This is a genomic window from Yersinia intermedia, assembly GCF_900635455.1.
Lineage (GTDB): Bacteria > Pseudomonadota > Gammaproteobacteria > Enterobacterales > Enterobacteriaceae > Yersinia > Yersinia intermedia.
In genome coordinates, this window is sequence record NZ_LR134116.1 from 3,190,463 (window position 1) to 3,215,056 (window position 24,594).

The following is a 24,594-nucleotide window of genomic DNA, read 5'->3' on the forward strand; positions in this document are numbered from 1 at the left end:
CGAACACCCCAACCCCGCTAACCACAAGCAACTAACAGAGGTAGTTACTATGGCTGAGCAACATCATAAGTCAGAACCCGCCACACCCCAAGCCCGTAAAAGCATTGTGGGCTACCGCCCCAACGGTGGCAGACCGAACCCGCTGCCACAACTGACGATTAGGGGAAGATGGCTAGAGCCGCTCGGATTTACTACCGGGCAGAAGATCGAAGTGATCACCGAACCGGGGCAGTTGATCATCCGGCTGGCGGTTGAAGGATAACTGGCTGACTCATAAAGTAATCCCGCCACTGAGGGCGGGATTTTATTCTTAGTTCAGAAGATCCGTTGATACGTTGCCAGTCTCATAAAACTCCTTAACCACCTCGATAACCAAATCGAACTCTTTAACTATTGATGCTTCTGAATACGGCTCGCCAAGTATTGATATGAATTTTTTGGACTCAGACTTGTTATAAAAAGTCCTAATATCTAAATCACCATCATCCATCATTGTCTCAAGCAATACCATGTAAAACCCACTATCAGAATACAATGTTAACTTATAAGGAATTTGATTATCCTCTTGATCATTATCAAGAACTAATATTCCGTTATGAGTTTTTAATATATTCAAGTAATTCATTATCTGAACTATTGATGGTTGCGTTATCAGAGGCAGTTGCACGCGTCTATCATAGTCAAAGTAATATCCACCCAGCTCAAAGTTTATCATTGTTTTTTAATTTCCTTGATTGATTTCATACCAGGTGGTTCTGTCGCATTAGCATGGGCAAGTCAGTAAACGTTGCGCTGCCGGTTATTTAAGCAGCCAACAAATAAAATTGTTCCGCCGGGGATAAATGCGGTCCGGCGTAATGCTGATATTGCCCTTTACGTATCATCTGTACCAACTCGATGCCTGCTAACAGTGTCTGTGCCCGTCGAAATGAGCTGAAGCCCAGCATCGGCCGTATTCGACGTTTGATATTCCGGTTGACTTGCTCAACCAGATTGCTCAGGTACTTGCTCTGCCTGATGGTCATCCTTTCTTCTTCTGGTTTGTTGGCGTTGAGTATGGTCAGGGCCCCCGTGTTGGCGCCACTTTTATCGATAGTGACCACCTCCGGTTCACCATGATGACGAATGGCCTTGCGAAAGAAACGCAGCGCAGCGGCGGCATCTCGCCTAGCGATCAGCAGGAAGTCGACGGTTTGACCTGCAGTATCGACCGCGCGGTACAGATATTTCCACTGCCCTTTGATTTTGATGTAGGTTTCGTCCATCCGCCACCGCCGACCCACGGTGCGCTTATGTCGACGAAACGCCTTCTCCAGCAACGGCACCAGGCGGATAACCCAGCGGTGAAGCGTCGAATGGTCAACAATAACGCCGCGCTCCGCCATCATTTCTTCGAGATTGCGTAGGCTAAGGGCATAAGCCAGATACCAGCGAACGCATTGAGCAATAACATCGATGGGATAGTGCGGGCGTTTGAAAGCTTTTCGTATCAGAGGCATGAGCAGGCAACATCGTTAAAAAAAACAGCATGTTACCTGACGCCGTCTTAATGCGACAGAACCCTTTTAGTCGAACTCTTTTTCTAACCGTTCAACAACCCGTTTATAGATTTCAACTACTTCGGGAACGCCATCACTTAGGTCATCATGGAAGTATTCCTGATAAAACTCTTCTGGCCAAAGTGATATTTCATATTCACTTAGCTTCTTTATCTTCCAGTATGAGGATGGCCGATCATCAACAATATCAAAAATACATAACGGAACAGATACGATGTAATCCATTGGTATTTTTTGTAATTGCAGCAATGTCCCTGCATTAACTCCAACTTTACTGCTCATAGCCAACACCGTATAAATTTCTCCGACAGTGTATGGATATTGAGGATCTTGCTTGTCCATCAAGCCAAGAGCAGATTTCTGCTGTGCTGTTAAGCTAGTCGCAAGGCATTTTACTTTCATAACATCCCACTATTTTTTATGGCTATCGTTTTTGGCTCAACAAGCTGGCCCGTAACTGCATTTCGGTAAGCATGGATTTCGAAAACTGTACCATCAGCAGCTTTGTAGCTTTGGCTGCTGACTTTACTCCAGTCAGACGCTTTGCCACCATATTCTGCAACTAGACGGGTCGAGTCTCTTAGTACAGCATCAGAACCATAGCCAGCCATCGAAGCGCCACCATCAGCGCATCGTTCATCGCCAGCCCTTTCTGGCAGGACGCTGAACCTGGGTCAGTGCTGCAAGACGCGATATTCTTGCCGTGCTCATGCACGAACTTGGTCTGGGTTTCTTCATTTCCGCCCAGAAGATTATTCTCAACAATAGTGCAGTAACCCCGACTAAAGCCGGGGTTACTGTTTAGTTACTTTCTATCCAGACTTGTTTAATCCAACTTGCCAGATCTGGCCATTTTTCATCACTATAACCATCCGTCGTCCAATATCTAACTTGGCCGCTAGGAACAAGGCAATAATAGCTACCGTTATCTTCACAGATAGGTAACCAACCTTCCGGTAGTCCCTGTTTTTTAGCATCACGTAGCGCCTGATCAAGCTCACCGTAGTAATTCCCATCTTTAGTAACCGATAACAGCTCAACTGTTCCATAGAAGACGTTACTGATCTCTTTAAGAGCTTTTTTATAGTCTTCTGGAAAAGTAAAACCAATATTTTTTTCATAGCTCGCTATTAATGCGTCGTCAGGTAGTTCTATATTAAGACGTTCACCTCCTGACAAAATCTTTAACTCATTAATTACTTTCTCGATATCACTATTCATATGTTCTCCTACTTAAGTCCTGCTGCTCTTTCTTTCCAATAGCTAGAACGCCATTTATTAAACTCAGCACGGTTAATGCCAGAAGGAATGCTGTTATCGTTAATATGGATAACTCCATGATTCTCCTTATGGAAAGATTGAGTGGCTTCAGCAATTGGCCCATCTTGTCGTTGCAACATATGATGGAGATTCACAGGGTTACCATCAGTACCTATTGGTGCCCTGCCTGCATCCATTAGCTGAAGATTTGTTTTTCCAGACTTTGGATCCACATAGTGAGGATCGAACAAATCATTCCGCTGATAGACCTTGTTACCATTAAATTGTACTGGCTCATCAGACCAATATTTTCTTTCCTGACCGAAGTACTTGGCGCTAATAACTTCATCGCTGGCCTTATTGAGTAACTTCGACGCTTCAGCAACATCGCCTTTTTTCAGTGCTGTTTCTGTTGCCTTGATAAGCTTACCCGCTGTATCACCCAATATAGGAACCAGACCTACTGTAGCTATCAAGTAATCCAGCGCACTCTGGGCTTCCGCAAAACTCTTGATATCGCCGATAACAGGAACGAAGTCTATCCCAAAACCCGCAGCCCCTTTCAACAGCTCATCTCGATGTTCACTTATCTTCGCCGAACAAGCATTAGCGCTAAGTCCGGCGCAGTTCTGCGCTTTGAACTCTTCAACAGCGGCAACCAGTTCTTTCTGCGCATTCTGGTATTTCTGTTCCTGGGTCACTCCAGAGACTTTATTATCGATAATGTCATGGAGAGAGTTATTCTCCACCGCATTCTTGCCTGTCTGCGCACCTGCAACCGTATCAGCGGTACTGTCACCGGTCAAGCCACCGGCCAACCCTGCAGCCAGTGTCGCCAGGGCGCTGACTGTCTGCTTCTGGTCTTCGGATAGATTATCCTTGTCCCAGCCCATTGCGGCGATAATAGTCGGGGCCATCAACTCGGCAGTGGCCGCGCCCGCTGCGCCCGCCAGCGCACTGTTACCACTAGCATAGGCGGTGACAGCACCCAGCACGGCGTGCGCCATGGCGTTGGCCGCCTGATTATCTCCGGTGCTTTTCTTAATGACTTCCGCCAGATACGGGGCTGAGGCTCCTGCCAGTGCTTGTGCCATATTACCGCCAGCCAGACCTTGGATGGCGGCCGTTGCCGCCTGAATCCCCTGTTGCAGTGCACTGCCGGTGCCATAAGGGGCCATGGCGGTACTGCGTATTTGGTTGGTCAGTTGTTCTTCCGTCGGGGTCAATATCCCTTTTTTGGCCAGTGTCTCTTTGGCAGCCTGAATAGCCTCTGGGTCTTTCAGCGCTTTTTCTTCCGCTATTTTGCCCTGTGTGCGAACGATATCGCTGACCTGACCACCAATCTCGCCAATAAGCTGCGCTTCTCGCAGCCGGTTCTGCTCCTTCTCTTTATCAAAGATAGGGCCGATGCTGCCGTTGGCGTTGTCGGTATCACGGCTCAGGTCATCGACATTCTGCTGCTGTTTACCGGTATCGCGGATAGTGATAGTGCCATCGCTGACCGCCGATTGCGTAGTACCATCGGCATGACCATCATTGCCCAGCCCTGAAAGCACTACACTCCCCAGATTACTCAGCAGGTCAGACCCCACCGGACCACCGGTACTCAGGCTGCCGCCCTGATGCTCGGCTTTGAAATTAGCTTTGTTTTCGATGTTACTGAAGCCCAGCGTACCGGTATCCAGACTGTTTTTGCTCTTGTCTGCGGTGCTGGCAATCACTGCGCCATCGAGCTGGGTATGCTCGCCGACCTTAACATCAAAGCCGCCTTTGCCGGCAAAGATACCCGTCTGCTCCTGCACACTGTCATAATTGCTGTGCAGCTTGTCTTTACTCATGCTCAGGTTGGCAGACCCCCCCCCACCAATCACCGCGACACTGATACCGCCGCTGATACTGGTTTGCTTCGAATCATAGTTATCGCTGTCTTGCTGGCTTTGCAGCAACAGGTCACGCCCCACATCGGCCTTGACACTTTCACCGCTCGCCTGAGCGCCTATCAATGACGTATCACGACCACTGTGCAGTGATAACGTACCGCCTGTGTCAACCTGAGTTTCACTCCAGAAGGTGCCGTCGCCGTGTTCTTTCCCCTGGCTCTTATTGGCGTTGGCAAAGATACTCAGGCCGCCACCAGAGCTCCCCACGCCCAAACTGACACCAATATTGCCGCCACTGCTGTTGTTACTGCCGTCGGTTTTTTGCGTGTTGGCTGCACCGAGCAGCAGCAAATCACGCGCCGCATCCAGCGTGGTATCGCCACCCGCTTTAAGCTGGCTGCCTGCAATCAGGATATCGCCGCTGTTTGCCGAGCTGCCTTTTCCGGTCGCATTGATGGTCAGATTATTGCCCGCCGTCAGGGTCGAACCACTCACACGGGTCTGTTCCTGATGTTGTTGCGAGGACGATTTCTGTGACCCTAATGAAATACTGATACCCACCATGCTGGCGGCATCACCGCCTTGTGCCTGCGCCAGTTGACCGGCCTGCACCGCCTGAATACCCGATAGCGCCGCTTTGGTGCCCTGCAAGGCAGCCAGTCTCCCGTTGGTCTCTTTTTTGGCGTCCTGTGCGGTGGTGACCGCGGTATTGACCGCACTGCCGACCGCGCCAGACAGGGCAACGGTGATGCCACTCTGTTTACTCTCGGTGGTATGTTGTTGGGACAGGTTGTTTTCCGCAGCAGTTATCGCGACATCTGACCCTTGCAGGCTGATGTCTTTATTGGCGATCACTTCGCTGCCATGAATAGTTAACTGATTTCCCGCATCAAGAGTGACATTGCCCCCCAGACTGCCCACCGTGCTGCCCACGTTGGAGAGAGATTTGCCCGTGTCGGTGGTTTTTTGGCTGTTGCTGCCCACCGTGACACCAATACCGCCCGTGCTCATCAGGCCCGATTTTTTCTGCTCGAACAGGTGAGACTCGTTCTCGCTCTGTTGCGCGGTGCTGACGGTGAGGTTCTCTTTAGCCCGCAGGTTAATATCGTTATCGGCCACCACGTTACTGCCGGTGACCGCGATAGTGTTGCCGCTGATATCGATAGAACCCGCTGACAGCATCGAGCCGACTGCCAGTGTCTGGCTAATACTGTCTTCGGTACGTGTGGTGGTCGTCGATGCCAGCCCTTTGCTGATGCCAGTATGATTGCGCTGCGCGTCATGCTGTTCAGTCTGGGTGGTGAGCGTAACAACATCCCCGCCCGCCGCCAGCTTCAGCGCACCGTCGGTTTGTACCGCACTGGCACTGATATTGATGTCTTTTGCTGCCTGCAAATTGATGTCGCCGGTGGCATTCAACTGGCTACCACGCAGCGTTTCATCGTAGAGATCCACTGAACTGGTATGGCGCGTGCTCGAGGATTCACCGGTGACATGCAGGCTGTCGGTCGCCGCACTCAGATTAATGTTTTGTGCCTGCACATCCACTGCGCCTGCATTGATGTTAGCCCCCACCGCAGTCAGGTTGTCTACTTTAGCGATCAACGCACCACCGACATTCACCTCGCTGCCCAGATGGCGGATATGCTCACTGGTCGAACTGCCATAACCATAATTCGCACTTATCTGGTCGCTGCTTTGTACGGTATTGAGGATCCAGTCGCCGCCGGTATTGACCTGAAGATCCTTGCCGACATTGAGGCCAGCGCCTTGCAGGATAAAATCACGACCGGTATTGATAGCCGCGTTATTACTGACATTAATGCTCGCCAGCGGCCCCAGCAGGGTTTGATTGCGCAGCACTGCGCCATTGCTGCTACTGAGTTGCTCACTGCTGGTGCGCAGGACCACATCGCGCCCGCTATCCAGTTGCAGGTTAGTGGCATTTAGCCGCGTACCGGTCAGGTCAATATCACTGTTCAATGTACTGAGCTGCATGTTGCCACCGGCCTGAAGTAAGCCGCCATTGCTGGTCAGGGTGATATCTTTTGCCATGTTAATGCGCAGGTCATTGCTGGCTTTAATCGCCCCTTGATTGGTGAAACCCTTCACCTCGGTTAATTCGATATTCTCGGCAGCAATCAAGGCCCCGTTGGCCTGTAGGTCACCCGGTTTGACGCCAGCCAGATAGACCACCGGTACCAGCACGGTTTGCCCGGCAACGTCACGGCTTTCCATCAGCACGATATTGTGGGTCAATGCCGCCATCTGTTCCGCACTGAGGTGGGTGCCAAGGGCAAGATTGAACGTCTTGCTGTACTCGAGCCCCGCCGCAAAGAGCTGTTCGAACTGCTCCTGAGCGCTACGGTAATCACTGGCGACTGCCTGACCGGTCAGCGCCAACACCTGATCCCGCACCAGACGTTGTTCGTAGGCGTTATCCCCCAAACGTTTGAATATCACATCCGGGTCGTTATTCAACTGCTGGAGTACATAATCTGACCCGCGCCAGTTATTAAGATTGGCAAACGCCGGGTTAGTTTCCACCAGATAGCCACCACTTACTGCACGATCTGGGGCGGCGAGGCCAGTGCGATCCACGTTGGCGGAGGGGGTATTGATACTGTCGAACGAAAGTTTGCCTTCCGGATCCGGCGCGTAGTGACCTTTATCTGTGTTGAGCTGATATAGCCCGCCATTGGGGAGTGTCAACGAAATACCGTTAAACTCGACGGCGAGATCTTTACCGGTATGGTCGCGACCACTCGGCGGCGCAATAGCACCGGGGTTGGCCCCATTGTTGATCGTTGTGCCGCTGCCACTCAGGGTTTTCGCCGTAAGACTGGAGGCATATTGGTTGGTGGTGCGCTCTCTGACCTCCGGCCCCCACGCCGTGCCCCACAAATTGCCTTTGTAGGTACGGTAGCGCCACTCACCGCTGGATGTCGTCCGTTCAATCAGGCGTTGTGCATTCCCCCAACCATCCTGGTTCAGGGTGACACCCGAAAGATCAATCTCTCCCTGCGCACTCACTTTACTCCAGAAGTTTTCCAGCGTGCCCACCTGCGGGGTCAGGTTCCCCCCTGCTAACAGGTGTGCCTCAGGGCTAATGTGATCAATGCCGTTATAGGCGTAAGTCGACGTATAATTAGTGCCAATATAATCACTGTTCATCGAGCCGCCATGAGGTGGTTCAGCATAGCGACCACCCGGTACATCAGGATTGGTTGGCGACCAGTAAGCTGATCCGCTAACGGTATTGCCCGTCACAAATTGTGTATTGGCGGTGAGAATATGGCGGCGATTGGTCAGTGTCGTGGCGTAAATCAACATATCTTTGCCGGATTCGATCAGACCGGAAATGTTGAGGATCTGAGCCGCCGTCAGGTAATTTCCGCCCTTATCTTGCCCGCCCGCCAGAATGACCTTGCCCATCCCTAAAAGGGTGGTGGTCGGGGCAGTGTCAGTGCTCGTGACGAGATCACTGTTCTCAATCACCGGTGCCAGCAGGGCTAGCGTGCCGTTTTCATCGGTGGCACCCATCAGGGCGTTAGGGCCAGAGTTGGTGATACGCTCCCGCGCTTTCAGCGTGGCTTCTGCACTGATCAGGGAGCCGGTGTTGAACAGGGTGTTGGAGTCGGTATCGAGCCGACCACGGGTTAAGATCTCGCCACGGTTCGTCAATGCGCCCGTCGCGGTGAGGCTGGCTTGGGTCGCACTGATATTGCCGTTATTCAATAAACTGACCGAGTGGGTGCTGAGTTTGCCGCCCGCTAATAACTGCCCGTCATTGGTTAACGTGCCGTCAGTGCTCAAGGTTAAATCACGCCCGGCCTGAAGTGTCGAACCGGCCAGATTATTGAAATCACTCAGTAAACCAATAGTCAGATCCTGACTGGCACTGACTTTACCTGCGCTGCCATCAAACTGACCAAGATTCAACGAGATATTATTCGCCGCCAGCGCACCGCCCTGGTTATGGAGGGTTTGCCCGGCATTTGCCCCCGCATTAATGGTCAGCGTTCCAAGGGAGAGAATATTGGCGCGCTGCGTGCTGATGTCACCACTGTTGGCGGTGATGTTTATCTCGCGGGCTTGTGTCTGACTGCCGGTCAAATCAACCCGGCTACCGGTTAACGTTATGGCACCGGCGGCGATATTTTGCCCTTGCGCATTCAAATCCTGACCGGTCGCCACCACCAAGTCACCGGTATCCGTCAGGCGGCCATTACTCTGCACACCTGCGCCCAAGAGACTGTCGCCGTCACTGTCAAGGCGCTCCGTCTGTACCGTCACGTTACCTTTGGAGAGCAGCGTGCCCGCGCGGTTATCCAGATAGCCAGCCAAATTGAGGGTGAAATCCATGATACCGGTTTGCGCTATCACCCCGCCGAGATTGGAGAGCGATTGGGCGCTAAGTGTGACCCTCTCCGCCATCAGGTTGGCCTTATCGGTGCGCAGCAGGGCGGTGGTGCTGGCCGACAGTTGCGTGGCCGCTTTTACCACGGCCTCCGTTAAGGTGATATCGCCAGATTTAGCCACAAAGTTGATGGTGTTGGCCTGAGTCTGGCTGCCAGTGAGATCAAGTTGGCTCCCCGATAGCGCCAATGCGCCGGCGGCCATGTTTTGCCCTTGCGCTATCAAGGCGTGTTCAGTGCTGACCGTCAAATCACCGCTGCTGGCGCGGTTGCCGTCAGATTGCAATCCCGCCCCTATCAGGGATTGATGGGTACTGAATAAGTCATTAGCGCGCAGTTGGAGATCCCTAAGTGCGGCGATTGAACCACTGTTGCCTACGCGCCCATCAGCCTGCCACTGCAGTGCGCCCTGAGTATAAATTGAGCCGCTGTTAACCGCGTCGCCGTGCGTAATGAGTTCGCTGTTGCCTGCGCTATACAGGCTGCCGCTGTTATCCAGATAACCTTCTGCCCGCAGGTGGACGTTGCCATTGGCGGCGTACAGCTTACCCTGGTTGGTTAGATTACCGTTGATGGACAACTGCATCTGGTCACCGGCGCTGTATAGCGTGCCACTGTTATTGAGGTCGCCCTGCGTCGATAACCGCATATCACCGCGCGTTTGCATCACACCGCGGTTAGCCAGATGACCGGTGGTGGTGAACGTCAGTTGCTGTTCGGTATAAATCTCACCGCGGTTCTCAACATTGCCGTTAACCGTAAATTGCCCGACACCGGTGGCATAGATAGCACCCCGGTTAAACAGACTGTCGGTGCTCAAGGCCATGTCACGCCCCGCCAGCAGGGCGCTACTGTCATCAGCATTGGTGTTGCTGATACTGAGCGCGGTGAGCTGCATATCCCGCCCGGCTTCCAGTTTGTATTGGTTAATCAGGGAACCGGTGGAGCTGAACACCAGATCACGCCCCGCCGTTAAACGTGCGCCAGCCTGATGAGTGAAATCACTTTGCAGGCGTATCCACAGGTCGGTCGCTGCCGCAATTTCCCCTTTGCTGTTATCCAATTTGGCCAGATTGAGCTGGATATTATCGGCATGCAATTTACCGCCACTGTTATTCAGGGTTTGTTTCGGATTTGCTGCGGCGGTGATCTCAAGGGTTCCGGGAGTGAGCACCGTCGCGTCTTGCGTAGAAACATCGCCGTCGCGGGCCGTTATAGTGATATTGCCAGCCTGAGTTTGGCTACCGGTGAGATCAACACGGCTGCCGGTTAGCGTCATGTCTTGTGCTGCGACGTTCTGCCCCTGAGCAATCAATGCTTGCCGCGTAGCGACATTCAGCGAGCCGCTTTGGGCCAGTTTGCCATCGCTTTGTACACCTGCACCCAACAGGCTGTTGCCGTTGCTGTTCAGGTTTTCAGCTTGCAGTGAGAGTTTCCCGCCAGAGAGCAAGGTGCCGCCACGGTTATCAATATCACCCGGCAGGTTCAGGTTGAAGTCCGTGGTACCGGTTTGCGCTATTACCCCGCCGACATTGGAGAGCGATTGGGCGTTCAGCGTGACTTGATCTGCAATCAGGCGGGCGCTGTCGGTACGTAATTGCGCGGCGGTCGAAGCAGACAGATGCTGGCTGGCGGACAGGTTCGCGCCAGTGAGATCGATAGCCCCGCCTTGGGTGGTCAATGTGATATCACGGCTTTGAGTTTGGCTGCCACTGAGATCGATACTGTGCGCGTTGAGATTCTGCGCCGTACCACTGACATTTTTCCCTTGGGCGATTAACTGCCCGCTGGCATCAATGCTAAGAGTGCCGCGGGTAACACTGCTGTTGTCGGATTTGACACCCGCACCTAACACCGAATTGCGGCTGCTGTTCACTTCAGCCGCGCGCAGCGTGGTATCACCTGCCGCCGCGACAGTGCCGGTGTTATTCAACGTGCCTGCGGTGGTGAGCTGGGTATTGCCCTGCGCATAAAGCACTCCTGCGTTTGCTATACCGGTGGTGGTCTTCACCGCCAGATGCTGAGCACTGTTGATCTGGCCGCTGTTGACCAGCATGCCATCCGCCGTGATAGTGATATCGCCCGCTGACGCGCCTATTTCACCCGCATTACGCACCCCGACACCGCTTTCAGTGCCGATCAGGCGAATTTTACCGGCGTACATGCCGCCCAAACTCGCCACATCCACCGCCACGGTAGGGCGGGCGCTGCCATCGTCGGCTTTGGCGGTAATATTCTGGTGCGCGGCGTCAACCTGATTGCGCCCGGCGGTGACTTTTAGATCATTGGCCCAGATACCGGCATTCACTTTAACCGAACGGGCAATCAGATCGGTATGGTCCTGACGGCTGCTGTCCAGACCTTTGCCCTGAATAACAATCTCACCCCGATCCACATCGTAGCCAGTGAGCTGGCCGTTATTGAGTTGTGCCTGACCGGTAGTTAAGGTCGCGCGGTTGGCATTAATAAAACCACAGCCTTCGCAGGTAATGCCCGATGGGTTGGCGATAACCACCTGCGCTTTGCGCCCGGCCACCTCGATATAACCGTTGAGTCTGCTGGGATCGCGGCTGTTGACTTCATTGAGGATAATACTGGCTTCACCGCGCGCCAGCGACGGGTTACCGCTGACAAAACCGCCAAGTTGGGTCTGGTTGACACCCTGACCGTTATTGAGGATCACCCCGCGATTATCGACATCAAACTGGCTGTAAACGTTACGGGAAACACCGCCGCTGCTGGGCGTCTGGATATTGACCTGTGGCGTACCGTTGGCGCTGTTGATAATGGTCGGTTGCTGGTTCCCCGGTGCACTGGCATCGGCGACAATAGTGGCCTGCGCGGATAACGAGACGCAACCGAACGCCAGTAACAGACTAAAGCTCAGCGGCGATAAGGTACTGAGACGGCGGCGCTGAGTATGCCCAACACCGGAGGACGGTGACGAGGCAGCCCGACCGGAGGCGGCGATATCGGCCACCACCATTAATAAGCCACGCGCTTTGTTGAAAACGATACGGTACAGGTTCTTATTCATAACTCATCCCAGAGTAAAGCATTAAGCGGGTGCATCAGTATTGCCAGTTCAGGTTAAAGCCTACGGTCACCGAGTCGGCCTGGAAGCCATCGGGTTGAGACAGCGGTTTGCCGGCAAACAGGTCATAGCGGGTATTGAGCACCGTGCCGCGCACGCCGATGACACTGCCCGCCAGATGGTGGCCCAGCAGATAAGGCCCGCTGCGACCGCTCACTTCACCGTAGTCCACGCCGACATACAGCTCATGCCCCGGTAGCGGGGTGTACCAGCCGAGATCATTGCGCACTGTCCAGCCGTTATCGGCGTTTAGCGTGCGCTCGCCATCAAAACCGCGCACCGACCAGCGGCCGCCGATGGCGAACTGATCCTGTGGCGTCAGGGGGGTGTTGGTGCTTTGCCGCTGGTATTGCAAGTTGTAATGGAAATTTTGCGCCGCAACCGCAAAAGGAATATCCAGTTGCGCATTCAAACGCAGAATTTTGCTCAGGGCAGTGGCTTCACCGGCGTACTCTTCCTGTGCCGGCACCGCACCCAACCAGCGGGTGCCGCGCTGGTAGCTGACACCGGCATCTAGCGTGGCCTGCGAGATAAAGTGGCGGTGTTGCAGGCCAACGCGCCAGGCTGAGGTACGGCGGCGCTGCACTTCAATTTCGGTGTCATTGATATAGTTTTTTGACGAACGGGTCAGCACATCGTAAGTAAAGGTGGTTTTCTGGCTGGCATTGCGGTGCAGCAGGCGGCTGAGTTGCAGCGTCACATTCTCACTGTCACCCCGGTATCGGATATCACCATTCAGGCCCGCCACCGTCTGGTGATAGTCATAGCTGCTGGCGGTGATGCCCGCCGTCCAGTAACCGAATGGCAGCGAGTAGTGGCCAGTCAGGTTATTGGTGCCTTTCTCGCCGCGATTCTTTATTGAACCGCCAGCCGAGACATAAAACAGGTCACTCAGCGAAAGCGGGTTATCGAGAAACAGGGTCGCGCCCCCTTGATAACGGCCGGTACTGCGGGTGCCGGAGTCATCCAGTGAGGCCGCCAGCCGCCACATTTTGCGCTGCTGCCAGCTCAGGGCGATATCGGTCTCACCGGGGGCTTCACCGGGGACCAACTCCATACTGGCTTGCACCGTGGGGACGCGCTGCAGGTTCTCCAGTCCTTGCTCGATATCACGCAAATCTAACAGGTTACCGGGGCGGGCGGGGAAGGCGCTGAACAGCGTGACATGGCGGTCACTGTCGGGCGTCAGCTCTACGCTGCGTATTTTGCCGGGCACTACGTGTAACGCCAGCGTGCCGCTGTTTAAGTCCTGCTGCGGGGCCAGCACCCGGGTGGTGACATAGCCGTGGTCGATCAGGCGGTTTTGCAATTGGCTCATCAGCAGATTAATGCCCTGCCCGCCCAAACACTGGCCTTGTGCCTGATTGGCGAGGCGTTGCAGGGGCAACCAGCGGGGTAGAGGCTCGGTGCCGCTGAGGGTAACGCGGTCAATAACGAAGCAAGGTTTCTCAGCCGGAAAGACAATCCGGCCCCAAGAGGCCGCCGGTGCTGATAAGCGCACATCCGGTGTTGCGGGGGCCAGGCGCTCTTCCAATGCCCGTTGCCGTTCCTGTTGGTGAATACTCTGTTGAACAGGGGCTAATTCCGCGCCAACACTGGATAACGGAATAGTCAATGCTGGCGATAATATGCCAGCTATTAATATGAAATAACAAGGACGTGACACGAGGAGGCCCTTCCCCAATATTTTGGGTAGATAAATATAAAATAGATTGTGCGCATTATGCCTGTAAAAACGTTATTTTCAATATTTTTATCGTCACTTTAAATACATATAATAAATAAAGAATTAATATTGTAGGAAATATCCCACAATCAGGATTCCCACCCAAAAAATATTATTTCCTCGTATTTTAATTACCGACCGTAGGATAATTTATCTTTTACTGATAATAAACTTAAGCAGTGGTTTCCGTTATTATAAACCCACCCTCCAATGAGCCTGGTGTGGCTTTTCATTCTCAGCATGCACTGATGAGTACCGTTATCATGGCGTTATCGAGATAACTGGCCCGCCGCGCCCACCACAACGCAGTAATCCACATATGCCTGATGATAAGGCCAATAATTGTGTAGCAGCACACCTTGGTTCAGACATGATATCCTAGCCACATTATTCCTTCGTATGAACGCCGCTATGAAATTAAACTTCCGCTTACAAAACGCGCTTTCTGCCACACCTTCCCTGCCAATCATGCTGATCCATGGGCTATTTGGTAATCTGGATAATCTGGGTGTTTTGGCTCGTGACTTGCAAAAAGATCATAACGTGATTCAGGTTGATATGCGTGACCATGGTTTATCACCCCGATCACCGCAAGTGAATTATCCTGCGATGGCGCAAGATGTACTGGAACTGCTGGACCACCTCGCCATAGAGAAAGCCATTATTATCGGCCATTCAATGGGCGGCAAAGTGGCAATGGCGCTGACGGCGATTGCTCCTCACCGTATTGAAAAGCTGGTCGCGATTGATGTCGCCCCTGTTAATTATCAAGTCCGCCGCCACGACCAGATCTTTACTGCCCTTAATGCCGTGAGTAATGCAGGTATAACCCAGCGACAAGAAGCCGCTCAATTGATGCGTGAATACATAAAAGAAGAAGGTGTCATTCAGTTCTTATTAAAGTCATTCCAAAACGGCGAATGGCGGTTTAATGTGCCCGCACTATGGGATCAATACGAAAATATTGTTGGTTGGCAACCTATTCCACCGTGGCCGCATCCGATCTTGTTTATTCGTGGTGAATTGTCGCCGTATATTCAAGATAGCCACCGTGATGAAATTGCCCGTCAATTCCCACAAGCCCGCGCCTATGTAGTCGCAGGGACAGGCCATTGGGTTCATGCGGAAAAACCAGATTCTGTCTTGCGGGCGATCCACCGCTTTATTGATGCAAACAGCACTGATGAAAAAGAGACTGAGTAAAAAAAGTACAGCTCACGATGGGGATTGATTAAAAATCATCCCCTGGGGAAAAAAAATGTATTTCCTGTGGAAAAATTGTGCAAAAAAGAACGAATTAGCACAATCTAATCACAGTAAAGCATTGTCGTTGCTCAGTTGGCTGGGGTATTATGGCGCGCTCTAATTTTGCTGCGGGCTTCGGTCGCTGTTCACGGATCGTAACCGGTGCAAATGCAAATTCAGGCTGCTGGTATATAGGTTATTCAATGCGCTCAAGCTATGTTCTCAACCTGAAACATGTAAACCGAATCGTCAGACAAGGCTCCGTTACGCTTTCTGATGTAAATCCCTTGTAGTACCGCTACCTATGGCAAAAGAACAAACGGACCGCACAACGCTGGATCTGTTCGCAGATGAACGCCGCCCTGGGCGTCCGAAAACAAATCCATTATCCCGTGATGAGCAGCTTAGGATTAATAAGCGAAATCAACTACGGCGCGACAAAGTGCGTGGCTTACGACGCGTGGAACTGAAGATTAATGCCGATGCCGTCGATGCTCTCAACAGCCTTGCTGAGCAACGTAACATCAGCCGCAGTGAACTGATTGAACAAATGTTGTTGGCTCAATTAGCTCACTCACAAGACGGGTTTTAACCCTATCGGTTACCACGACGGCGTGGCGTAATCACTTACGCCACGCCGTTTTTACTTTATCCCCGTCGTACTTGAAGCCACACGGCTGTTAGCTATTTTTAGAATGTTTCCCAGTTTGCGTTACTGTCCGCTTTGGCGGTGGCAGGTGCTGTGGTTCGCTGATTTGCCCGCATTTTCACCACCGGTTTTGCTCGTTCGTCATCTGCCTTTAATTTAAACACGGCCACCGCTTGGTTTAATTGAGTAGCCTGTTCTTCTAGCGAGGCTGCCGCACGGGAGGCTTGCTGTACCAACGCAGCATTTTGCTGTGTCACGCTATCCATTTCTGCCACCGCCTGCCCGACCTGGCTAATACCTTTACTCTGTTCATCGGACGCAGAGGCTATCTCACCCATTAAATCCGTTACATTAGTGATAGAACGAACAATCTCATCCATAGTAATACCGGCACTTTCTACTAATGCCGAGCCACTACTGACACGACTGACCGACTCATTAATCAAACCATCAATCTCTTTCGCCGCCTGTGCACTGCGTTGTGCAAGATTACGCACCTCACTGGCGACCACGGCAAAGCCACGACCTTGCTCACCGGCACGGGCAGCTTCAACGGCCGCGTTAAGGGCCAAAATGTTAGTCTGAAAAGCGATGCTGTTAATTACCGTAGTAATATCAGCTATTTTCCGCGAACTGGCTGAAATCTCATTCATGGTGTTAACCACATCTGCTACCAATACTCCGCCCTTTTTCGCGGTGGCAGAGGCATTGGCCGCCAGTTGACTGGCATGATGTGCATTATCAGCATTGTGTTTTACCGTTGCGGTTAACTGCTCCATGCTAGCCGCCGTTTCTTCAAGCGCCGCAGCCTGCTGTTCAGTACGAGATGACAAATCTGTATTACCGGCTGAAATCTCGGCTGCACCATGATAGATCCCATCGGTGCTACTACGAATTGCCTGAACAGTATTCACTAAACTGGTTTGTACATCGCGCAACAGCGGAAATAATCGCCCAACACAGTTGCGACCAAAATCGGTAATAGGATGACCAAGTTGGCCAGAAGCAATCACTAGAAAATGCTTACGAATATCGTCCAATGGGCGCACCAGATTGGCAACCAGGTAACGATCCGTTGCCAGCAAAATCAATAGACCGATGACCAACGCAGAGATCAGTGTAATGCTGCTCACTTTGGTCAAATGAGAGAATTGATCTTTAGCCACCCCAATGGCTTTTGATGCCGCCTGATTAAACTTTTCAGCGACTGAACCATACTGGCGACTCAATGCGGGTACCGTTTTCTTGGCTAAATCCTGATAAGCGGCGCTGTTATTGTCCATTGCAGCCTGATACAGCGGCGTAACGCCTTGTTCAATTAATCCACTCCATCCATCAATCACGCCGCTGACTAAAGCGGGATCTAGCTGTGCATGATCGATAGCTTTAAATTCTGCCAGCTTTTGCTTGAGGTTCTCCAATGCAACATCGGATGATTTCAACTCTTTATCAGCATCCGCAATGTTACCGTTCTGGCGGTAATCTACTGACCGAGAAAGGCGCGTCACCATACGGAAATATTGATCCGTCCCCTGATTAACCAGATTCATGTTTTCAACCAACACACTATTTGCGTTGGAGGATTGTGTCAGTTGATTGAGTGACAACAATGTATAGGCTGATACGCCCCCCCAGAGCAGGCAAAATGCGCCAAGTACCCAAAGCAATGCCACCCTGATAGTAATATTTTTTAAAAACTGCATGTTCGTTCCCCTTATATATCGGATAGTTACCGTTAGAAACTTAGGTGTTATTTGATGACCGAAAAGCAATAAAGGACGTTCATACAGCTAACGACAACTCCTTTGCCACCAGACTTGCATCTGACGGTTTTCCCCCTGGCACCGCAAGTTGCAACCATTCAGTTACACAATGGTTATCGGCAATGGCGTTCTAAGGTTGAGCGACTGGCAAAAATTAAATATCGCATAAACTTGATAAAAGTCTGACGGCGTTCTCTGGCATTATGTCGCCCTATACATGTGTTATAATACTTGGCGAAGCGCTCAGTAATTTGCATAACTATTTGAATTCAAAAGGTATTAAGCTATATGGCAACTGTAGGCATTTTCTTTGGCAGCGATACTGGCAATACTGAAAACATTGCCAAGATGATCCAAAAGCAACTGGGCAAAGATGTTGCTGAGGTTCACGACATTGCCAAAAGCAGTAAAGAAGATTTAGAAGGCTTCGATATTCTGCTGATCGGGATCCCAACCTGGTATTACGGCGAAGCGCAATGTGATTGGGATGATTTCTTCCCAACACTGGAAGAGATCGATTTCAACGGCAAGCTAGTGGCACTGTTCGGTTGTGGTGATCAGGAAGACTACGCTGAGTATTTCTGTGATGCGATGGGTACCGTGCGCGATATTATTGAGCCACGTGGTGCGGCAATCGTAGGTCACTGGCCAACGGCTGGCTACCACTTCGAAGCGTCCAAAGGCCTGGCCGATGACGAGCACTTTATTGGTCTGGCAATTGATGAAGACCGTCAGCCAGAACTGACTAATGAACGTGTCGAGGCATGGGTAAAACAGATCACTGAAGAACTGAGCCTATCTGAGATTGTGGGTTGATCGAACAATGTGGGTTGATCTGACAATCGTCAGTTAAGCTAACGAGTCGGAAACGCGATGGTCGTGTGCAACACTGCCGGGCGTTTCCGCTGCCTTTTATCCTTTTGACCTGCACTCTTTATTATAACGTTGCTTTCTCTCTCTCAGTAACCCACTCAATGTGAACAACCCGTTTGGCTATCCGATTGTGCTTTGTTAAGCGGCCCACAGATCCACACCGTCATTCGCGCAAAATGAAAATAAAATGCTACAAATTTGTAACTTTATCCCTCGGCACTGTACACTTAAATGATGTGTTATCCCCATTCATCAATACACTGCATGATTAATCTTACAAAGTGTGCAATTATATCTTTGTTAACAACCACGGTTTTCATTTGGGGCTAGCAGTTCTATAATGAGACGCAATTGTAATTATTGCGCCACGGATGTCATAGGCTGAACAGCCTTAATTTGAATCGATAGTAACAGGACTGAATCCGCATGACTGACAACAACAAAGCCTTAAAAAATGCAGGTCTTAAAGTAACGCTGCCCCGGCTTAAAATTCTGGAAGTGTTGCAAGACCCGTCGTGCCATCACGTCAGCGCGGAAGATCTTTATAAAAAGCTGATCGATATCGGTGAAGAGATCGGTTTAGCCACGGTTTACCGCGTACTGAACCAGTTTGACGATGCCGGTATTGTTACCCGCCACAATTTCGAAGGGGGTAAATCAGTCTTTGAGCTGACGCAGCAACATCATCATGATCACTTGATCTGCCTGGATTGCGGCAAAGTGATTGAGTTTAGCAATGAATCCATTGAATCGCTTCAACGTGAAATTGCTAAGCAGCATGGTATCAAACTGACCAATCACAGCCTGTATCTGTACGGCCACTGTGAGACCGGCGATTGCCGTGAAAACGAGTCGGCACACGATAAAAGATAATGTCGCGTTATCGCATTGATGTGATAAAGATTTTAAGCACTGAATACATTACGCTTATGTTTAATCCAGATTGATAAGTTCCACTGTCTGGCTAACATAAGCTATCAGCAAGATGGCCACCTTTCCCATTTTATACCCGAGTATCTCTCGGTTGGGAGTCAGGTGGTCGTTCTTATTTGTGCCCTTCGTACTTAACGCCGCTAGAGTGTTCGAACTCTCTGGGTGCCTTCACCTGCTGCCATCCGCAACGCCAATGACTTGGGCGTCTACCCCGTTATTAAAATCTGTATCCCTTTTGTAGTGACAAATTTACTGTTTATCCTCTCCCCCTCATTTAACGAGCCGTATCAATTTTTCAGCAAAAAAACCCCGGACTAGCCGGGGAAAGAACCATCAACTCAACTTCACTTAAATTTGTTTAGCTAAAAATCAAGCAAACAGGAGATAACATTAGACACAGCTCAATAGTACCAATGGTCAGACTTTAACCGGCTCAGCACGACTACTACGTTTACCATCTGGGCTGGTGGAGCGAATCATCACCTCACCACTCACGGTAGGTTGTACCTTGGCATCATACTTTTGCCACTGCTTACCGCCATCCGTTGAATACTCGATAATCAGGCCCGGCAGTGAGATATTGGCTTCCAACTGCCCTGCCACAACCCGAGCACCTGGGACTGGTAAGCGATATGACACACCGGCTTTATCCAGCTTCGCCAGCTCACGCTGCCCCATGATATTGGCAAAGCGCTGCCAATCGGTGTCCAACGCCTTGGTGTCAACCATATGCGTCTCACCACCTTTGTATTCGCGGCCCGCTTTGTAATCTTGCTCCCACGAAGCGCGGTGCCAGGCACGCTCGGCCAATGGCAACACGCGAGGGAAGATCATGTATTCCATCTGCTCATCAGTACGGACGGTTTCATTCCATGACTGACCTGAGATGCCATGTACACCCGGCCAAGGTTTATCACTTTTGGCGCTGAAGTGATTGCCATCGCGGTCCACCGAGGTCTCGGCATTCTGTGGCATGTTGTCTGGCGCGAAACTGAATACTTTTGCTTCGTCATTAAAGCGGGTTGCCCAGTAGTAACCGCGTTCATTCGGGTTAACTTCATATGGCATATCGAAGTAGACATAATCGGGATTCGATGCGACCACTTCATAGCCTTTATTAGCCCAATCATTAATTGAGTCGGCCCCACCCCAGAAGAGAGTATCCCAGAAGTTGACTCCAACACGTTTAGTCGCAAAAGCTTTGGCGTCTTTGGCATCTTTCAGCCCATCCTGCCACGCCTGCATCTTCTCGATGCCGTGCGCATTAACCAGCTTGCTGACTTCAATGGCAAAATAGCTGGAAAGATGTTCAACATCCTGCACCTTGCCTTGTTTGACCATATCCTGACAAACCTGTGATTTGGCCCAAGGTTTATCTTCAACACTCTTATCAATAATGCCCTTGCCCGCTTCAATCGGGCCGTTTTTGTCCTGATAACCCGCGCCCAAACGAATGTTTTTCGCCTCATCACCACCAAAGTGCCAGGTAGTCAGCGGCATACCGGCCTCTTTATGCATCTGCGCCATTTCGCCAATCACTTTATCGACAAAACGCTTAGAGGAATCGAGGCATGGGTTAAGATAGCTTTTACGCTCATAGAACTGAACTGACGTGGTGTTGGAATCATCAGTCGGGTCAAGTAGACGGAATTCGTTAGCTTCTTTTTCTTTGCCCTGTTTCATCAGATTGTTGTAACGGGCTTCCATCGACACTACGGCTGCACGGGCGTGTGCTGGCATGTCGATTTCAGGGATCACATCAATCTGGCGTGCTTTGGCATATTTCAGAATCTCAATATAATCATCACGAGTGAAATGGCCGCTACCCATATTATTGCTGTCTGGGCCAGAGCCTAATTGCGGCAACAAACAGGTATTTTCCGTCAAATCGTGACAACGTTTGCTGCCAACATCAGTCAATTCCGGCAAGCCCGGGATTTCAATACGCCAGCCTTCATCATCACTCAGATGGAAGTGGAATTTGTTGAGCTTATAAGCTGACATCTGATCGAGTAAGCGCAGCACCGCATCTTTGGTTTTGAAGTTACGGCCAACATCGAGGAAGACACCACGGTATTCGAAACGTGGCGCATCTTTCGCCTCAAGAGTGGCAATAGTCTTAGTGCCGTCAGTCGGAACCAATGACAGGATAGATTGCAGGCCATAGAACACGCCTGTCGGATCAAAACCAATAACCTGCGCCCCTTTCTCGCCAATTTTCAACTCGTAAGCACCGGAAACCGCTAAGTCCCCCTTAAAAGCAGCCGGTTGAATCACGGTTTTTATCGGGAAACCAGCTGAATTGGCCTTCAGACCCAGTAATTCAAAGCGTTGCCGGGCCGCCTCTGCGGCCGGTTTTGGCAATACACTCAGATCCAGCGCAACACCTTTACTCAGGTCCACATCCTGCTTGTGAACCTTAATCTCCATTGGCGTGGGAATTATCTGCCCACGCAAACTAGCGGCAGATAACGTCTTAACCGCTTCATTTTTCACAAAACGTGATTCCGGTGTCATCAACACGTTATGGTCATCTTTGGTGCGTTTCCACTGATCGCCAGTAAACTGTGTCAGATATTCATTGATATCTTCGGTATCAGTATTTTTCAGTACTTTTGGTTTTGCATCGCCAGCAGTGGCATACCAGCGCGGCATAAAATCAGTGGCAAACAACTGCCAGTATTCACCCGTAATGGGGATTTCAACCACCTGATTGGCGGGGAATCCGGTGAATTTGGCGGTAGGTTCAATTTTATGTAGATCACCCGTCAGGTGAGTAATTTTAAACTGGCTGTTATCAACTGCTAGAATCTGGCGGATGCTATGGAAATAAATGGCCCAGTCCTGACCGACTATCTTATCCCCGGTGTTAGTCAGAGTAATCATGACTTTATTACAGGATGCCCAGTCAGCACCCAGTTTGGCACAATCAACACCATTGTCAGCAGCACGGTTATCCAACAATTTATAATTAACTTTCAATGTGCTGAGTTGATCTACAAGTTGTTGATTGTTGGTATCAGCATTGGCATATCCCATCAAGCCAAAGGTTGCGGTTATCGCCGCTAAAGTATTTAATTTGAATTTATTCATCACTAACCTCATCCGTAATTAATAACTGCTGCCAGAACGGTTATTGACAGTATTGCTGCTAGCAGCGTTATTGTTAGCTCAATTACCGTTATCCTAATAATTTTTATCTGGGATGTTATTTATCTGGCTTATTATTACTGCGTATTTCTTGCCACAGCTTTCCGCATTGTGCGTCATAGGCTTGACCATTACCGGTATGTGCCGCGTCAATACAACGCTGATAATCCAATACTCGAACGGTCTCTTTCTCCGTAAAAGCTTGATGTGCTTTCTCTTGTTTCAGCACATTCAACACTGCCTTGCAGGGTATCAATCTTTCTGGCGAACCTTCGCTGGCATTGATGCACGCGCTGTAGGCTTGCTTGAGTTTGCTATCTTCCGGTTGAACCGGGGTTTGTGGTGCACAGGCACTTAGTCCCAATACAGTGGCAATGATAAAAAGTGTTTTCTTCATGGCGGATGCTCCAGTATTTCCCCGGTATAGTTACCGGGGATGGCAATCAGAAAGTGGTTAACATCAGAAGATGGTAAATGGTGCAATCACGATGAATTTAACGTCTTTTTCATCCTGGAATACGTTGCCGAAACCGCCGCCAAAGCTTGGAATATTGGTGTGGTTGTCATACATGGTGTAATGCAGTTTGAAGAGCGTGCCTTTCGCCCGGCCTTCTTGCAGGGTGTAGAGAACGTCAAAGTTCCATGCTGATTCTTTCAGGCGCGTATTCTGGTCATAAATTGGGTTAGTACTTGGTTTTGCATCCCAGCCATATGCATAGGAGGTTCCCACTGACCAGCCCGCCAGATTCCAGTTTTTCAGGTCATACATTACGCCACCAAACAGCGCTTTTTCGCCGTTGGCGTTGAAGTCAGAGCGGGAATCCCACCAAACATCCAAACGGCCATTAGAGCTCGCGTAGCCTGGCGTCATACGTTGCAGGAAGTAACCTTGGTTACCGTCAGCTTTGGCCCAAGTACCTTCAAGGCGCAAGTCAAATGGCCCGGTGGTGTAGCCCAATGTCAGCGCTTGTAACCAGGCTAATCCGTCATAGACGTCGTTCACATTGCTGGCACCGCCATCAACTTTATCTTTTGCGCCGTAGAACTGATAAGAAGTACGAAGATCATTGCCCTCCACCGGGAAGGCGTAAGAAGCCTTGGCAAAATACTGATCCATGTAATCTTTCGCCTGGCCGAATGCCGCTTCCATCACCAGTTTGTTTTTGAAGTCGTATTTAGCACCGATTGAATGCAGGTAACTTACGCCAGTCTTGCCATCAGCCTGACGGAAGTTGTACATATTTTGATACCAAGGTGCTTTATATTCATCGGTCCACATGTAAGACATGGACAAGGCACCGGCCGTATCAAAATCGAATTTTGCACCACCTTCAGCCCCCCGATAAGTGCCTGGCATAAAGCTCCAGTGTGGGGCAAGCAGTGTCTGACCTGTTGGCTGGATATAACCACCACGCGCCCAGAAATCGCCTAACTTAAATTTGGCCGCCGCTTTATAAACACTGACGCCACTCTTATCACCGGTCCATTTCTCATCCCAACGGGTTTTAGCATCACTGAAACCAATTTCGTTAGGAGCCGCCGGGCCACTGTTGGTCATTTCAACTGCGCCGAAAGCTGCCAGATCAATACCAAACATGTCAGCCGCATAACCGGAAGAGAAATCCAGATTGGCATTAAAAGTCGAGTGATGCAGGTTGGCGACATACTTGCCGTACTCCGCACTCCCTGGCGTTAAATCTTTACGGTCACGCTGACGCTGCCAATAATAAATCCCACCGGTCAGTGACGAATCATCAATAAAACCTTCAGCCTTGGCCTCAGGGGCTACTATGAACCCCGTTCCTAACAATGCACCCGCGACTGCGAGCGCCAGCGTTTTACGTTTAGCACCGTGCGTAACCATATGAAAAAATTCCTCTTTGACATCACATTTAAAGTGCGTTGCCTGTGTCCACCACAGCTCACAGGTTTAGCCTCAAAAAAAACCCTAGTGGGTAAAATTTTTGCTGGGGAGAAATAGCCACCAGCTGTTACTGCTAAAAACTTCTCTTGCAAAAAACAACCGCTCTGTAGATTGCTGCTG

At 50.7% G+C, this 24,594-nt stretch carries 16 protein-coding genes; 5 read left to right on the top strand and 11 right to left on the bottom strand.

Annotation, left to right across the window (positions count from 1 at the left end):
* The first annotated feature begins 49 nt into the window (after window positions 1-49).
* Entirely contained in the window at window positions 50-262 is a 213-nt protein-coding gene (locus EL015_RS14620) for a SymE family type I addiction module toxin (protein WP_005188868.1), read from the top strand.
* A 48-nt stretch (window positions 263-310) separates the two neighbouring features.
* Here EL015_RS14620 and EL015_RS14625 read toward each other — a convergent pair whose 3' ends face one another.
* From EL015_RS14625 to EL015_RS14660, 7 genes are all read right to left on the bottom strand, one after another.
* The gene (locus EL015_RS14625; protein ID WP_050311473.1) at window positions 311-715 is read right to left on the bottom strand and encodes a DUF6911 family protein; all 405 of its coding nucleotides are present in this window, start codon (window positions 713-715) and stop codon (window positions 311-313) included.
* A gap of 88 nt (window positions 716-803) precedes the next feature.
* Window positions 804-1,499, bottom strand: coding sequence for an IS6 family transposase (locus EL015_RS14630; protein WP_005188864.1), 696 nt, complete (start codon window positions 1,497-1,499; stop codon window positions 804-806).
* A 66-nt stretch (window positions 1,500-1,565) separates the two neighbouring features.
* Entirely contained in the window at window positions 1,566-1,961 is a 396-nt protein-coding gene (locus EL015_RS14635) for a hypothetical protein (RefSeq protein WP_005188862.1), read from the bottom strand.
* Window positions 1,958-2,170, bottom strand: a complete 213-nt coding sequence (locus tag EL015_RS14640) for a hypothetical protein (protein ID WP_032907034.1) — start codon at window positions 2,168-2,170, stop codon at window positions 1,958-1,960. Before EL015_RS14640 ends, EL015_RS14635 begins: the two co-directional genes overlap by 4 nt.
* 190 nt (window positions 2,171-2,360) lie before the next feature.
* Window positions 2,361-2,780: an SMI1/KNR4 family protein gene (locus EL015_RS14650; protein ID WP_005188857.1), complete on the bottom strand. Its 420-nt coding sequence runs from the start codon at window positions 2,778-2,780 to the stop codon at window positions 2,361-2,363.
* A gap of 8 nt (window positions 2,781-2,788) precedes the next feature.
* Complete coding sequence (locus EL015_RS14655; protein ID WP_005188854.1) at window positions 2,789-12,154, bottom strand: hemagglutinin repeat-containing protein; 9,366 nt, start codon at window positions 12,152-12,154, stop codon at window positions 2,789-2,791.
* 34 nt (window positions 12,155-12,188) lie between these two features.
* Complete coding sequence (locus EL015_RS14660) at window positions 12,189-13,877, bottom strand: ShlB/FhaC/HecB family hemolysin secretion/activation protein (protein ID WP_053011637.1); 1,689 nt, start codon at window positions 13,875-13,877, stop codon at window positions 12,189-12,191.
* A 471-nt stretch (window positions 13,878-14,348) separates the two neighbouring features.
* Between EL015_RS14660 and ybfF the strand changes: the two genes are divergently transcribed.
* Complete coding sequence (gene ybfF, locus EL015_RS14665; RefSeq protein ID WP_005193250.1) at window positions 14,349-15,140, top strand: esterase; 792 nt, start codon at window positions 14,349-14,351, stop codon at window positions 15,138-15,140.
* A 346-nt stretch (window positions 15,141-15,486) separates the two neighbouring features.
* Complete coding sequence (ybfE, locus tag EL015_RS14675) at window positions 15,487-15,774, top strand: LexA regulated protein (protein ID WP_005193249.1); 288 nt, start codon at window positions 15,487-15,489, stop codon at window positions 15,772-15,774.
* 98 nt (window positions 15,775-15,872) lie between these two features.
* Here ybfE and EL015_RS14680 read toward each other — a convergent pair whose 3' ends face one another.
* Window positions 15,873-17,534: a methyl-accepting chemotaxis protein gene (locus tag EL015_RS14680; RefSeq protein ID WP_005193248.1), complete on the bottom strand. Its 1,662-nt coding sequence runs from the start codon at window positions 17,532-17,534 to the stop codon at window positions 15,873-15,875.
* A 348-nt stretch (window positions 17,535-17,882) separates the two neighbouring features.
* Between EL015_RS14680 and fldA the strand changes: the two genes are divergently transcribed.
* On the top strand, window positions 17,883-18,410 hold the full coding sequence (fldA, locus tag EL015_RS14685; RefSeq protein WP_005193246.1) for a flavodoxin FldA: 528 nt from the start codon (window positions 17,883-17,885) through the stop codon (window positions 18,408-18,410).
* A gap of 483 nt (window positions 18,411-18,893) precedes the next feature.
* Window positions 18,894-19,340, top strand: a complete 447-nt coding sequence (fur, locus tag EL015_RS14690) for a ferric iron uptake transcriptional regulator (protein ID WP_005193245.1) — start codon at window positions 18,894-18,896, stop codon at window positions 19,338-19,340.
* Window positions 19,341-19,817: 477 nt separating this feature from the next.
* Here the strand turns inward: fur and EL015_RS14695 are convergent, their stop codons facing one another.
* The 3 genes from EL015_RS14695 to chiP form a co-directional block, all read right to left on the bottom strand.
* Entirely contained in the window at window positions 19,818-22,493 is a 2,676-nt protein-coding gene (locus EL015_RS14695) for a family 20 glycosylhydrolase (protein ID WP_005193240.1), read from the bottom strand.
* A 115-nt stretch (window positions 22,494-22,608) separates the two neighbouring features.
* On the bottom strand, window positions 22,609-22,947 hold the full coding sequence (gene chiQ, locus EL015_RS14700) for a ChiQ/YbfN family lipoprotein (RefSeq protein ID WP_005193237.1): 339 nt from the start codon (window positions 22,945-22,947) through the stop codon (window positions 22,609-22,611).
* A gap of 63 nt (window positions 22,948-23,010) precedes the next feature.
* Window positions 23,011-24,414, bottom strand: a complete 1,404-nt coding sequence (chiP, locus tag EL015_RS14705; protein WP_005193234.1) for a chitoporin ChiP — start codon at window positions 24,412-24,414, stop codon at window positions 23,011-23,013.
* Window positions 24,415-24,594 lie beyond the last annotated feature (180 nt).

What these genes read in the sequence shown, in the direction of transcription:
- EL015_RS14655 (WP_005188854.1), bottom strand. Translation starts at nt 12,154, where the DNA reads ATGAATAAGAACCTGTACCGTATCGTTTTCAACAAAGCGCGTGGCTTA.
- fldA (WP_005193246.1), top strand. Translation starts at nt 17,883, where the DNA reads ATGGCAACTGTAGGCATTTTCTTTGGCAGCGATACTGGCAATACTGAA.
- chiQ (WP_005193237.1), bottom strand. Translation starts at nt 22,947, where the DNA reads ATGAAGAAAACACTTTTTATCATTGCCACTGTATTGGGACTAAGTGCC.
- chiP (WP_005193234.1), bottom strand. Translation starts at nt 24,414, where the DNA reads ATGGTTACGCACGGTGCTAAACGTAAAACGCTGGCGCTCGCAGTCGCG.
- fur (WP_005193245.1), top strand. Translation starts at nt 18,894, where the DNA reads ATGACTGACAACAACAAAGCCTTAAAAAATGCAGGTCTTAAAGTAACG.
- EL015_RS14635 (WP_005188862.1), bottom strand. Translation starts at nt 1,961, where the DNA reads ATGAAAGTAAAATGCCTTGCGACTAGCTTAACAGCACAGCAGAAATCT.
- EL015_RS14620 (WP_005188868.1), top strand. Translation starts at nt 50, where the DNA reads ATGGCTGAGCAACATCATAAGTCAGAACCCGCCACACCCCAAGCCCGT.
- EL015_RS14695 (WP_005193240.1), bottom strand. Translation starts at nt 22,493, where the DNA reads ATGAATAAATTCAAATTAAATACTTTAGCGGCGATAACCGCAACCTTT.
- ybfE (WP_005193249.1), top strand. Translation starts at nt 15,487, where the DNA reads ATGGCAAAAGAACAAACGGACCGCACAACGCTGGATCTGTTCGCAGAT.
- EL015_RS14650 (WP_005188857.1), bottom strand. Translation starts at nt 2,780, where the DNA reads ATGAATAGTGATATCGAGAAAGTAATTAATGAGTTAAAGATTTTGTCA.
- EL015_RS14630 (WP_005188864.1), bottom strand. Translation starts at nt 1,499, where the DNA reads ATGCCTCTGATACGAAAAGCTTTCAAACGCCCGCACTATCCCATCGAT.
- ybfF (WP_005193250.1), top strand. Translation starts at nt 14,349, where the DNA reads ATGAAATTAAACTTCCGCTTACAAAACGCGCTTTCTGCCACACCTTCC.
- EL015_RS14625 (WP_050311473.1), bottom strand. Translation starts at nt 715, where the DNA reads ATGATAAACTTTGAGCTGGGTGGATATTACTTTGACTATGATAGACGC.
- EL015_RS14680 (WP_005193248.1), bottom strand. Translation starts at nt 17,534, where the DNA reads ATGCAGTTTTTAAAAAATATTACTATCAGGGTGGCATTGCTTTGGGTA.
- EL015_RS14640 (WP_032907034.1), bottom strand. Translation starts at nt 2,170, where the DNA reads ATGGCTGGCTATGGTTCTGATGCTGTACTAAGAGACTCGACCCGTCTA.